This window comes from Pseudoalteromonas sp. S8-8 (assembly GCF_000497875.1).
In the GTDB taxonomy this organism is placed as follows: Bacteria; Pseudomonadota; Gammaproteobacteria; order Enterobacterales; family Alteromonadaceae; genus Pseudoalteromonas; species Pseudoalteromonas arctica.
On the sequence record NZ_AUTR01000023.1, the window covers coordinates 44,904 to 57,986 of the forward strand.

The 13,083-nt window shown below is 39.1% G+C and carries 13 protein-coding genes; 4 read left to right on the forward strand and 9 right to left on the reverse strand.

Going from position 1 to position 13,083, the window contains the following annotated elements:
• Positions 1-189 precede the first annotated feature (189 nt).
• A complete protein-coding gene (locus L659_RS1000000124040; protein ID WP_007581611.1) occupies positions 190-315 on the forward strand; it encodes a hypothetical protein in 126 nt (41 codons plus the stop codon).
• A gap of 80 nt (positions 316-395) precedes the next feature.
• On the opposite strand, the gene L659_RS0106955 is transcribed toward L659_RS1000000124040, so the two are convergent.
• Positions 396-3,278, reverse strand: a complete 2,883-nt coding sequence (locus L659_RS0106955; protein ID WP_024590049.1) for a M16 family metallopeptidase — start codon at positions 3,276-3,278, stop codon at positions 396-398.
• 250 nt (positions 3,279-3,528) lie between these two features.
• On the opposite strand from L659_RS0106955, the gene L659_RS0106960 reads away from it, so the two are divergent.
• Complete coding sequence (locus tag L659_RS0106960; protein ID WP_021032136.1) at positions 3,529-4,485, forward strand: methylenetetrahydrofolate reductase; 957 nt, start codon at positions 3,529-3,531, stop codon at positions 4,483-4,485.
• Positions 4,486-4,602: 117 nt separating this feature from the next.
• Here L659_RS0106960 and L659_RS0106965 read toward each other — a convergent pair whose 3' ends face one another.
• The 4 genes from L659_RS0106965 to L659_RS0106980 form a co-directional block, all read right to left on the reverse strand.
• Entirely contained in the window at positions 4,603-4,800 is a 198-nt protein-coding gene (locus tag L659_RS0106965; RefSeq protein WP_024590050.1) for a hypothetical protein, read from the reverse strand.
• 16 nt (positions 4,801-4,816) lie between these two features.
• Entirely contained in the window at positions 4,817-5,797 is a 981-nt protein-coding gene (locus tag L659_RS0106970; RefSeq protein ID WP_024590051.1) for a sensor domain-containing diguanylate cyclase, read from the reverse strand.
• Between the two features lie 58 nt (positions 5,798-5,855).
• Entirely contained in the window at positions 5,856-7,103 is a 1,248-nt protein-coding gene (locus L659_RS0106975) for a DEAD/DEAH box helicase (protein WP_024590052.1), read from the reverse strand.
• A gap of 187 nt (positions 7,104-7,290) precedes the next feature.
• Positions 7,291-7,992 (reverse strand): DUF3581 domain-containing protein, encoded by a 702-nt coding sequence (locus tag L659_RS0106980; protein ID WP_024590053.1) that lies wholly within the window; start codon positions 7,990-7,992, stop codon positions 7,291-7,293.
• Positions 7,993-8,104: 112 nt separating this feature from the next.
• On the opposite strand from L659_RS0106980, the gene L659_RS0106985 reads away from it, so the two are divergent.
• Together L659_RS0106985 and L659_RS0106990 are read left to right on the forward strand one after the other, a co-directional pair.
• On the forward strand, positions 8,105-8,974 hold the full coding sequence (locus L659_RS0106985) for a CPBP family intramembrane glutamic endopeptidase (protein WP_024590054.1): 870 nt from the start codon (positions 8,105-8,107) through the stop codon (positions 8,972-8,974).
• A 101-nt stretch (positions 8,975-9,075) separates the two neighbouring features.
• Positions 9,076-9,468 (forward strand): hypothetical protein, encoded by a 393-nt coding sequence (locus L659_RS0106990; RefSeq protein ID WP_024590055.1) that lies wholly within the window; start codon positions 9,076-9,078, stop codon positions 9,466-9,468.
• 16 nt (positions 9,469-9,484) lie between these two features.
• On the opposite strand, the gene L659_RS0106995 is transcribed toward L659_RS0106990, so the two are convergent.
• The 4 genes from L659_RS0106995 to proB form a co-directional block, all read right to left on the reverse strand.
• Positions 9,485-9,784, reverse strand: coding sequence for a hypothetical protein (locus L659_RS0106995; RefSeq protein WP_021032137.1), 300 nt, complete (start codon positions 9,782-9,784; stop codon positions 9,485-9,487).
• A 163-nt stretch (positions 9,785-9,947) separates the two neighbouring features.
• Positions 9,948-11,432: a glutamate--tRNA ligase gene (gene gltX, locus L659_RS0107000; RefSeq protein ID WP_007581594.1), complete on the reverse strand. Its 1,485-nt coding sequence runs from the start codon at positions 11,430-11,432 to the stop codon at positions 9,948-9,950.
• A 39-nt stretch (positions 11,433-11,471) separates the two neighbouring features.
• Positions 11,472-11,831: a glutaredoxin family protein gene (locus tag L659_RS0107005; protein WP_007581591.1), complete on the reverse strand. Its 360-nt coding sequence runs from the start codon at positions 11,829-11,831 to the stop codon at positions 11,472-11,474.
• Positions 11,832-11,947: 116 nt separating this feature from the next.
• On the reverse strand, positions 11,948-13,051 hold the full coding sequence (gene proB / locus L659_RS0107010; RefSeq protein WP_024590056.1) for a glutamate 5-kinase: 1,104 nt from the start codon (positions 13,049-13,051) through the stop codon (positions 11,948-11,950).
• Positions 13,052-13,083: the final 32 nt, after the last annotated feature.

The window sequence follows — 13,083 nt, forward strand, 5'->3', positions numbered from 1 at the left end:
AAAATCAAAAGCTAGCAACATACGAAAGCTCACCTGTCATATGAAAAAATACGGACTGACGTACAGCTGACGGCGTAAAAAAACGCTAAATTAATTAGGATTTAAGCTAAGTTTGTTCATTATACCGAGCTAAGCTATATTTAGTTTTATTGATTTTTTACATAAACAAATAGAAATGAGGAATTCAAAATGAGTGATGACTCTGAATTAAAAAATAAAGAAAAGCGTGGAATAAATATATTACTTCTCATTAGTTTAATAATTATGATTATTGGTATTGCCATCAAAATATATGATGCGCGTTTCATTAATTAAAGGACCCTACTACAGAGTCATTAAAGATATAAAGTGCCCCATAAGTTAGGGCACTTTCCAACCATTAAAAACCACTTAAATTATTGAAATACTTTTTCAACTTTTACTACTTCAATATTTTTTGCAGGAATTGCTAATTTGTAATCAGCAATTACTTTATCCTCAGCAACTAGTTCCGCTGGTTTTTTTGTGTTGTAAACCATTGGTGAGGTTTGCTGCGATGCTAAACGTTTTTGCATATCAGCGCCGTCTGCGGTTATAAACACATAGTGAACATTGTCTGTTTGTAAGTTTTCTTTAATAACGCGATTTACATCAGCAAGCGTTAGCGTTTTAAGTTTGTTAGTTACGTAACTTACAAAGCTATCTATGTTGTAAAATTCGCTATCAAGTGCGTAACCTAATTGGCGGTTTTGACTTGCCACCATTTGCGGCACAAAGTTAATTAAAAAGTTACGCGTTGCTTCAAAGTCATCTTCGCTCATACCATTTTTAATTAGCTTATCTAGCTCAAACAAGGCGGTACGTGTTGCAAAGTGCGCATCGTTATTAGAGCGAAGTGGGCGTAACCACACTTGAAATATTTGCTCAGAGCGCCCTAGATTTGCATCAGGCTTGGTTTGAAACATACCACGTGGAAAGTATTCAATGTATCCGTAATCGCCATAGTTCATACCGCGAGTTTCACGAATGCGCTCATATAAAAAGCTGTTAGAACTACGGTGCTCACCAAAGTACGAACGCACAAGCCAAAGGGCTGTCCAGTCTTCGCTACTTCTTATTGTATCAATAGGAAAACCAAACGATACCGCTGTCGATTGCGCCGATTTTTCTACAATAGTTGCATGATGACCTTTAAGCGCTGGTGCATCAGGAATACTTAAACGGCTTTGCTCACCTTTTGGTAGCGTTGCAAAATCGCTCATCATTTTAGCTTTAAGCTTTGCAGGCACAGCCCCAATTAAGCCAACCGTGAGTTTAGATTGCGTAAGCTCGCTGTTATAAAACGCTTTAACATCATCTAGCGTCAACGCTTCTAAATCCGAAATATCACCGTAGTTGTAACTTTCATAAGGGTGATTTTTGTAAAGCGCACTGTATAGCACTTCTTTGCCTAGCTCTTCATCGTTAGATGCTTTTAAGCCTGACTTAATGCCGTCGATCATTTCTTTTTTAAGGCGCTTAAAATCGTCATCTCTAAAACCTGGGTTTAGTAATTGATCGCTCACAAGTGTATACCACTGCGCCGCATTATCTTTATGAATACGCCCTTGAAACGACAGCATTTCTTTATCTATTTGATAGCCAAAGCTACCCGCAAGCGGATAAAGTGCTTTTTGAATATCTTTATAGCTTGTCGCCTCTGAGCCACCTTGTGCAAGTATAGCCGCAGTGAGCGCAGCAACACCTTTTTTACCTTGTGGGTCGGCAGCCGCACCGGTATTGAATAAAAAGTTAACATCAATTAATGGCGAGCTATTGGTTTTATCAAGTACTTTAAATACAGGTGCCGCAGGTGCTTGTTCAAGCTTTGCAGTAAGCGCATTTAAATCAACCTCTTGCTCGAAACCTGGGGCTTTATCAAGTGCCGACATCGTTAATGTGGTACGTGCGTTATCAGTAAAGTATTTGTTAGCAACGGCTTTAATATCTGCGCTGGTGATGTTATCTGCCGATTTATACAGCTGGTTTATAACCTCAGGATCGCGCTCAAAATGCATGTAGCTGGCAAGAGTTGATGCAATCGCTTGCGATGAATCCAAGCCATTAATAAAGCTGTATTTAAGGTTCGATTTTAAATCACTCAACTTTTGCTCATCAACAAGCTCAGTGCGTGCTTTTGCATAAGTTCGGTTAATGGCATCGCGCGCAGTGGCTAAATCATCTGCGTTTTCTACTTTAACAAATACGTGTAATAAACCCGGATCTTTGGTCTCTGGGTTATAGGTAAACATTTGGCTGGCAATTTTTTTGTCGACCACTAGCTCTTGATATAAATCTGAATTATTTGAAAAATAAAGCTGTGAGATTAAATCAAGTGCCGCTCTGTCTTTTTTAGCAGGCTCCCACGCAGCGCCTTTGTACGATACAAGTAACCAATGCCCTGGTAGCGCTTCATCTTGCTGGTGCAAATATTTTGGTGCTTGTTGAACAGGCTCTGCTTTAATGTCAGCAACATAGTTACCCTTTTTCCAGCTACCCCAATGCTTTTTAACCATTGCCATTGTTGCTTGTGGATCTACATCGCCCACAATAACAAGTGACACATACTCAGGTTTATAAAATTTAGCAAAAAACTCTTTCCCGTACGCCATTTGATCTGGCATGGCTTCTATGTCTTTAAAAAAGCCCATAGTGGTGTGTTTATACGTGTGCTTATCAAACGCTTCTTCGCGTACAGCGCTTAATAATTTACGAATTGGGCTCGCGTTGTTTTTTAAGTACTCACCTTTTACCGTTTGTGCTTCTGTTCTAAATTGCTCTTCGGTGTAGGTTAAGTTTTGAAAAATATCAGCTTCAAGCTCAAGCACTTTATCAAGATGCTGTTTTGAAAAGTTTAAATGGTAGTTTGTAAAATCGTTTGTTGTATAAGCGCGGTTATCAACACCTGAATTTTTTAATATGTCTGAGTACACATCTTCAGGGTATTTTTGTGAGCCTTTAAACATCATGTGTTCAAAAAAGTGAGCAAAGCCTGTTTTGCCCTCTTCAACTTCGTTACGCGACCCAACCGATACCGGAATTTGCAGCGACACTACATCAGGGTAGTCGGTTTTAACAACCATGACACGTAAGCCGTTTTCTAGCTCTTCAATTAAATAATCTTGCGAGAAAACACGGTCATCAGCTTTATTTACTTGTTCTTGTTGTGCAGTTGTTTGCGTGCTTTGGTTTTGTTGCATGGCGCAACCTGTTAACGCCAGCGATACCGCTAAGCTGGTTGCTAATAATTTAAATTTCATTGTTGTCCCTTTTTAAATTGAGCAAATTTGTTGTCAGATTTAACTCTTTAATTATGCCCCAAAGCCAATAAATATAAGAGCCCCAAGGGAATTTATTATGTAAACAACTGTGTCAATTATAAATTATGGGAACAAGCACTATGAATAAACATCATGTTAATTGAAAAACTTTCATTAAATAAATCTATCTAGACGTCTAAATGGCTGCTATATTAAATCCATCAAAACAAACTTAGCTGGAATGAGGATTATGGCTTTATCACTAAAAGAGAAGATAGTGGACACCAACCAAGGTGTTTATCTTATTGGTACTACCCCGCCTAAAATTGGCACCGATAAAGCGCAATTAAAAACCATTGCAGAAAAGCTATTAGGTCGCTTACACGAAATTGAATACGACGGCGTGATAATTTATGACATTCAAGACGAAAGCAGCCGCACTAATCAAGACCGTCCATTTGCGTTTAAACAAACCGTTGATCCGCGTGAATACAGCCATTTACTTCGTAATTTATCTGCACAAGATGTGATTACTTATAAAAGTGTGGCGCAGCGTGGCGTAGGCGAATTTAAAGATTGGCTAAGTGAAACTAAAAACGACTACGATTTACAAAATGTAGTTTTAGTAGGTAGCCCATCATCGATAGGCGATATAAAGCTAAGCCTGCCAGATGCTTATAAAGCGATGGCTGAGCAATCAGATGATTTCTTTTTAGGTGGCGTTACGATTGCCGAGCGCCATTCAAGTAAACGAAATGAGCACGAACGATTAATAGAAAAAACAGCACAAGGTTGTCAGTTTTTTATATCGCAAGCTGTTTACGATGCACAAGCGACTATAGAGTTAATTACTAGCTACGCACGTACATGTAAAGCACAAGGGATTACACCTCAACGTATTATATTAACGTTTACCCCGTGCGGCGGCGAAAAAACCTTAGAGTTTATGCAATGGTTGGGTATCTCAGTGCCAGAGGCAACTAAATGGCGCATGCTTGATGCAGACAATACATTAAGCGAATCAGTCCGTATTTGCCGCGAAAACCTCGACTTAATACTTAAAAGCTGTGCGCATTTAGATGTACCGCTGGGCTTAAATATTGAAAGCTTAACAAACCGTAAAGAAGAAATTGACGCGTCAATTAATTTATACCGTTTATTAAAAGCCATTATGGAATTGAACCTTGCGGAAAAGCTAATAGCTTAAAAGCTAGGTTAGAGCTAATTAACACCCTTCTTGGCAAGCCTCATGGCTTGCTTTTTTATGTCCGTTCTTTGAAAAATTAATTAATAAATACAAGTAAAGATTTGTAGCTTAAGCTATTTATTGAAGGTGTTTTTGGTTATTACTCTCAAGCCTTTTTAAGGCAAACCCCATAGAGGAGCACATAACACCAAAAATTATTCCCTCATTAGATATAAATCTAATGCTAGGGAACGTTTCAAATAAGCTTATTATTGCTAAGGAAAAAATAAAACCTATCGCAGAAAAAACCAGCCAAGTTTGTGTGGCATGAGTCATGACGAACCTCCTTTTATTATTGTGCCTTTTTAGCGAGCTTATACGCTTGTTTATTTTTATACATTGCGTGGTCTGCATCATTTAATAGCGCTTCAAAGGGCTGCTTTTGCTTATTAGTAAAACTATAACCAATACTAAGCGATAAATCGCAAACGTCTTCTTTGAGTAAGGCTTTTGAATACTCAGTCGAAATTTTATCCATGATGTAGTTAATCTTGCTTTTATCGCTTACTTGCATTACTGCAACAAACTCATCGCCACCTAAGCGCCCTACTATATCAGCATCTCTTAAATGCGTTTTTAGCGTATCTGCCAATATAATTAAGGCTTTGTCGCCCACTTCATGTCCGCAGGTGTCGTTTAATTTTTTAAAGTCGTTTATATCGATAAACAAACAACACACGTCAAAGCCTAAACGCAGTGCTAAGTTAAGCTTTTGCTGAGCTAGTAAGTTAAGTGCTCGGCGATTATAAATATTCGTTAATGAGTCTAACATGGCTATTTCACGCATTTGCTCATAGCTATAAACAAGCGCTAAGTCGTCTTCAATCAAATCGCGTAGCTGTTCTATGAGTTCAAAGTATTCATCGGTATAGCTTGTTATTTTAGTGTCTTTTAAACATAACGTGCCAAACACTTCGCCTTCAGGCCAATGAATGGGTAAACCTAGGTAGGATTCAACACCGTCTTCAACTACTTCTGGTAGGGTGTTCCATGCATCATTATTACTTGCATCATTAACATATAATGTATTGTTAGTTTCAGCTACGTGGCGACAAAACAGAGGAGTTTGAGGAGGGAGTATAGGGTTGGTCTCAAAGTTAGAGCCACCTTCGTTACTTCTAATAACAACGCGATAGCCTTTGCTTGTTGCCTGAACTATATAACCAGACGGGGCTGAAAAAAGCCCCGTTATAAGGTCGATTGTTTTTTGCCATTTATGCAAAGATATTTGGCCATCAATACCAGAAAATGCCCATTGATCAATTTCAAACATTGCTTTACCTCGGCTATTTAATAGCTCCAGTATAGGCAAAAAAGCAAAGGAAAAGCTATTATTTACGGCGTCTACTTGGCTCTCTTTTACCGGTAATACGCTTTTTATCGCGATCTTTTCGCGACTTATTAGTATTTTTACGATTATCTTTTGGCTTTTTATTTGGATCGGGCTCGTAGCCTGCTAACCATTGTGGCGTTAAACGCGTATCGAGTAGTACTTCTATTTCTTCTAGTAACCATTGCTCATCAATACTAACCAACGACATAGCAAGCCCTTGCTCACCTGCACGACCTGTACGACCAATACGGTGTACGTAATCCTCTGCAATGTATGGTAGCTCAAAGTTAATTACGTATCTAAGTGTTGAAATATCTAAACCACGCGCGGCTACATCCGTTGCAACAAGTACTCGTGTAATACCATCTTTAAAGTTTTGTAGTGCGCGGTCGCGCGCGCCTTGTGATTTGTCGCCATGGATTGACTCGGTTTTTAAACCGTCTTTACACATTTCTTTAGCGAGCTGATCAGCCATTTGTTTTGTGCGGGTAAAAATAAGCACTTGGCGCCAGTTTTTCATGCCAATCATGTGCGATACAAGCTCGCGCTTACGATCCTCATCTACAGCGTAAATAACTTGCTCTACTTCAACGGCTGCTGAGTTACGTTTATCAACTTCAATTAGCTCTGGGTTTTTTAATAACTTTTTACTGAGCTCAAACACGCTGTCATCAAACGTAGCTGAAAATAGTAAGGTTTGGCGATCGCCTGGGATATGGCGCAATATACGTCTAATTTCATCAATAAAACCCATATCAAGCATGCGGTCAGCTTCGTCAAACACTAAGGAGTCTACGCTTGAAAGCACCACACTGCCTTTAACTATATGATCAAGTAAACGCCCAGGTGTTGCCACTATAACTTGGGCTGTTTTAAGTGCTTTTATTTGTGGACCAATACTTACGCCGCCATACGCTAAAGCACCATTAATGTTAGTGCCTTGTGCGTACTTTTCAAAGCTTGCAAATACTTGCTGAGCAAGCTCACGGGTTGGCGTTAAAATTACAACACGAGCAACGCCTGGTTCATCTTTTTTAGGTGTATTTAAAAGCTTATGTAACAGCGGTAAAACAAAAGCAGCTGTTTTACCTGTACCTGTTTGTGCACTGCCCATTACATCACTTCCGGCTAAAATAGGCGGAATGGTTTTAATCTGAATTGCGGTAGGTTGAGTGTAATTATTTTGCTCAATCGCAGTTAATAATAACGGGTCGAGATTAAGTGATGAGAACGTAGTGGCAGACATAGGCTTAGCTTTAAAATAACAAAGAGCGCTATTGTACGCATATTACTGTACTGCGTAAATTAACCAGTTCAGAAAAGTATTTAATCGTAGTTACTCACTTTCGCTTTAGCGCTAAAACAATAAAAAACCAATAAAAAAGGCGCTAAATAACAGTTGTATTTAGCGCCTTTTATAATTTTCTGTAGCTTTAAGCTGGCTTTAGTGTCGCTTTACGTTCGTTGTAAAACGCGATTAAATCATCAACTGTTGCTTGGCAGTATTCGCGAATACCCGAAACCACCATGTGCTTTTCACCACTACCCACTTTAACGCCGTTTTCTAACAGGTTAAAACGTAGTGTGATTTTTCCGCGCTTACCGGCATACTCAAAACTAGGCTCTGCAAACTCAAGTTCTGGTTCTGTAATATTAAGATTATCAAGATTGATAAGCATTGATTCGTAAATCACCATCGGACGAGCAGGGTTTATCATTACCTCTTGCTTGCCCATTAATGGAATAATTACATGCGGAAAAGTAGTACCAGAAAACTCAACATAATTTTTTATAAGACTATTAGTTAATGCTGGGCATTGGCTGGTTTTACCGCTGCGCTTTACCTTTAAAATTACTTTTTCGCCATTGGTAACATCAAACTCATCAGCTCCCTCAGGAAAATTAAGTTTGGTGTTTTCATCAACCATACCAGCAAAAGTAAATTCCATTTGTTCACTAATACCGTAGCGGTCTAGTACCAATGAAAAAAGTAAGTCTCCTGGCGCGCAAAACTTTTTGGCATCTTTGTCGTGAAGTGGATTGTAATCGTCAGCAACGCATTTAGCGAATCGACAACCCTGCTCACGAGAGATAGAAACATAATCAGCATGCTGCTGAAAAAAAGGACTTAACATAGTTTGTTCACTGCTTAAACTGCTTATAACCTATCTATATTACCAGAAAAAAAATATTGAGAGGTCGAATCTGTTAGATTAATGGCTAAATAAAACAGAGCAATAAAAAACAATGACTTTTTATTTATTAGCGCTATCAATTATATGTGTTTTTCCGTACTGCAAAATATCAATAATGCGGCAACCCCTTTGGCACTACTTACTAGCTTTAGGTGTTGTAAGTGCGTATTTTCAAGGTTACATAAATTTATATGCACTGCTCAGTACTGGGCTTTACGTTGTTTTATACTACAGTGTGCTAAATACAAAGCGGGCAATAATACGCGCTATATTAAGTACTGTTTTTATAGTTTCCTCATTGGCATTAGCACTTCATTGGGTGCCTGGTTTTAATAACCTCCCTATTGTTATAGATGAGTGTATTACAAGCGATGCGATTGCTTTTACCCTTTATGCTAATTTTGATAAAGCTATGGCTGGGTTATTCCTTTGTGCTTACTTTTATTCGAATAAAAAAGCTTTAAAAGCAGACTCTAATAAAGCAGGCCCATTAAACGTTAAACAACCTATTTTTATAATTATTGCTACTGTTTTAGCTTCGCTCACTGCGGCTTTAACACTTGGACTTGTAAGCTTTAACCCAAAAGTGCCCAACTTTTGGTTAGCCTTTATTGCTATTAATCTTTTATTTACCTGTGTAACTGAGGAAGCTTTGTTTAGAGGTTTATTACAAACCAAACTTAGCCAAATAATCACATCTACTCGCCTAGCGCTACTTGCTCCAATAATGACAGCTGCAGTGTTTGCTTTGGCGCATTTTGCTGGAGGATTTAACTATGTATTGGTTTCATTTATTGCAGGCTTAGGATACGGCTATGTTTTTTATAAAACGCAGCGCTTAGAGTGGGCTATTTTATGCCATTGGTTGGTTAATGTTTGTCACTTCTTTTTGTTTACTTACCCTATGCTCAGTAAAATCTAAATACATTTACAAATGCTAACAATTTACTCAGCAGTAAACATTGCCAGCATTTGATTTTGTTAGTAATTTACTACTTTAAATAAATTAAAGGATTAATGAATATGCTACGTTTTATAGCAACAATAACTGTGCTCGCCACAATAACTGGTTGTTCAAGCATGACTTATCATACAGATATAGACAACGGCGTTTTATCTCAAGAAATTGGCACCTACGTTAATAAAAGAGATTTACAGCAATTTTATAGCGACCAAGAAGCACACGAAAGTGGCGCAACACTTTTAGGCCGAATAGAAGGTGAAAGCTGTGATGGCGACGGTATGGGCAGCAATAATGCAAGTTACAATCGCTCTAAATCAAACGCGATTGATTTACTTAAAGCTGATGCTATGCGCAGGGGCGGGAATGCTTTTACTATTAATTCCTGTAGTGAAACCTCTGTATCGTACTGCGACTTATCTGTTTTATGCACCGGACAGGCCTACGACTATTAATAAGTAAAAGTGCAAATTATATATTAAGCGCAAAGCTCAGTAGCACACGCTTTCCAGACTCGATTTTAGATACGCTGTGTTCGTACTTATCGGGTCTGAACAAATACACGCGATTAAATAAATTTATAATGCATTTTGAGCATTTAAATACCCCACCCGCTTTAGGTTTCTCTAATACAAAATTGAGCTTGTAATAGCGCCCTTGCTGCACAGGGTCAATATGGTTCATTACGCTATGATTGGTTGGGTAAGTAACAAGGTTTATCGAAAATGTGTTACTGCTAAAAATGGCTTTGTTTTTAACGGTTGCAATCATACTGCCTCCCATGAGTTTATATACCCTATTGTATCATTGGGCTAAGTACTAATACTTTAGTTAAACAATATCAAAATACGATGTCATATAGCTAAACAGCCTGAAACAAAAAAGCCGAACTTATTTTACTAAGCTCGGCTTTTAAAAGTACATTGTTTAGCAATTATGCACTTGGGTATTCGCGGTACGCACGCTCTATATTTTTAGCCTGCTTTTTAGAAATACCTAAATGAGCAAGTGCTACACGTAAACGGGCGCGTGATAGGTCAGACCCCAATATTTCCATTGCATCAAGCACTGACGTACTTGACGTTTTGCCAGTAATTGCGACAAATATTGGCTCTAAAAAGTCTTTAATCTTAAGCTCGTGGAATGTTGCAACTTCTTTTGCAATTGCAAAAATAGCGGGCTTTTCAAAGCTACGTAAACCTTCAAGCTGCCATACAAAAAATTGTAGCGCTTGGCGAATCACGTTTTCGTCTGCTTTGCCGGCTGTTAATAGCGCAGGATCGTAAGTTGGAATACCACCTACAAAGTGCCCTGCAAGCTCAACCATATCCGACAGCGTATTAATACGTGTTTTAACTTCTGGTAATATTTTAGCGAGCATTTCGCCATTAAACTTCCAATCAACAAAGCGCTGAATTAACTGCTCGTCGGTTAGATTTTCGCGGATCCACATGCCGTTTAACCAGCTTAATTTATCTACGTCGAATACTGGACCACCAAGCGATACGCGCTTCATGTCGAAGTTTTCAATCATCTCATTAAGTGTGAACTTTTCACGCTCATCAGGCATTGACCAACCCATACGGCCTAAGTAGTTAAGCACGGCTTCTGGCAGGTAGCCCATTTCTTTATAGTAATTAATAGACGTTGGGTTTTTACGCTTAGACAGCTTTGATTTATCTGGGTTACGTAGTAATGGTAAGTGACCAAGTACTGGCGCTTCCCAACCAAAATCTTCATACAGTTTTAATAACTTAGGTGCTGAGTTAATCCACTCTTCACCACGGAAAATATGACTAATTTCCATATGGTGGTCGTCAACTACGTTCGCTAAAAAGTACGTTGGAAAGCCATCCGCTTTTAAAAGCACTTGCATGTCTACGTTTTCCCACGGGATCTCAATTTCATCACGTAAGTAGTCGTTAAACTTAAATGTGCCTTCGCTTGGGATTTTCATACGTATAACGTAAGGTTTGCCTTCAGCTAAGTTTGCTTTAATTTCTTCATCTGTATGGTTTAAACCACGACCGTCATATTTAGGGCGTAGGCCTTCTGCCATTTGCTCTTCACGCATTTGATCAAGCTCTTCGCTTGTTGCAAAGCAGTAAAACGCTTTACCATCATCAACTAACTGATGCGCGTATTTTTTATATAAATCGCTACGCTCAGATTGACGGTAAGGACCAAATTCGCCACCCACATCAGGACCATGATCCCACTCAAGCCCTAACCAACGTAGGCTATCCATAATCGCAAGTTCAGACTCTGGCGTGCTACGTACTTGGTCTGTATCTTCTATACGAAGTACAAATTCACCGCCTTGTTGTTTAGCAAAACAGTAGTTAAATAAGGCGATATAAGCGGTGCCAAGATGCGGGTCACCAGTTGGCGACGGGGCAACACGGGTGCGAATTGTCATGGTATATTCTCTTTAAATAAGTGAGATAATAAAAGTGGTTTATGCAGCTACTTTGTTTAAGTAAGCAATAATATCGTTTGATTCGTACAGCCATTGTACTTGGCCGTTTTGCTCTATACGCAGGCAAGGCACTTTAACTTTGCCGCCTTGTTCTAGTAGCTCTTGACGATATTGCTCATTGTCTTTTGCATCGCGTGTTTCTATGTTTAAGCCTTCGCGTTTAATGGCGCGACGTACTTTTACACAAAACGGGCATGCTTTAAATTGATACAGTTTAAATTGTGAGGTTTGCTGATCAAGCTGTGCTTGCTCGTCGCTTGCACGCTTTTTACTGCGAGGAGTAAATACAAAATTAAAGAATAAGATTATACAACCTAAAAACCAACGAACTAATTTCATGTTCTGTGCTCTGCTTACAACAATTTAAGGAGCCAGATTTTAGCACAAATTTACAATCAAAAAAGTGTAATACTGCGAGAATTACACTCAAGTAATTTAATTTACTAAAAGTGCTTCTATAGCAATACCATATCATCCCTATGAAGTACTTCTGCACCACTATCGTAATCGAGTAACTGGCCTATTTGACTAGAATGCGCACCCTTTATTTTATTTACCTCGATGCTACTAAAGCGCGTTAAGCCCCGTGCAATTACTTGATTTTTTGCATCTATTAAATCAATTAAATCACCGCGTTCAAAACGTCCAAATGCATTAGTAACGCCTTTAGCAAGTAAGCTTGCACCTTTATTTTGAAGGGCACTAATAGCACCTGCATCTATAACAATTTGGCCGGTACTTTTAGGCCCAGCTAGTAGCCATTTTTTACGGCCATCTTTTGGAGCGGTGAGTTTTAAAAAGCGTGTACCAGGTAACTCGTCACTCATACATTTTAAAATAACGTTTTTACCTGCGCCTTTAGCAATAATAACTTCAACGCCTGCGCGCCTTGCAATGTCGGCGGCTTGCAGTTTAGTCGCCATGCCGCCAGTACCTAAGTTTGTACCACTGCCACCAGCAAGTTGGCGCAGCTCATCGTTTATATGTGTTACTTCACCAATGAGAGTAGCATCGGCGTTTGTGCGCGGATCGCTGGTAAATAACCCTTCTTGATCGGTAAGTAGCAATAATTTATTAGCATTAGCCAAAATAGCGACAAGTGCCGATAAATTATCGTTGTCGCCTACTTTTATTTCACTGGTAGCGACTGCGTCATTTTCGTTAATGATGGGCACAACGTCGTAATTTAATAACGCATTGAGTGTATCGCGGGCATTAAGGTAGCGCTCTCTGTCGTCTACATCAGCGCGAGTAAGCAGCATTTGCCCTACATTTACCCCGTATAAAGCAAACAAGCTCTGCCAAATATGAATAAGTTGACCTTGTCCAATTGCAGCAAGCATTTGTTTATCAATTAAGCTTCTGCCACAGGGTTTTAATAGTTGTTCGCGCCCAGCAGCTACCGCGCCGCTCGATACTAAAATAACGTGATGCCCCTGCTTTTTAAGCTCGCAGCATTGGCGTACTAATTCAACCATATGTGCTTTGTCTAGTTTATCGGTGCCGCCAGTTAGTACGCTTGTACCAAGCTTTACAACTATTACCTGTTCCCTTTGCATGTGCTTTTTACTATTGATTAATTAAAGATGAA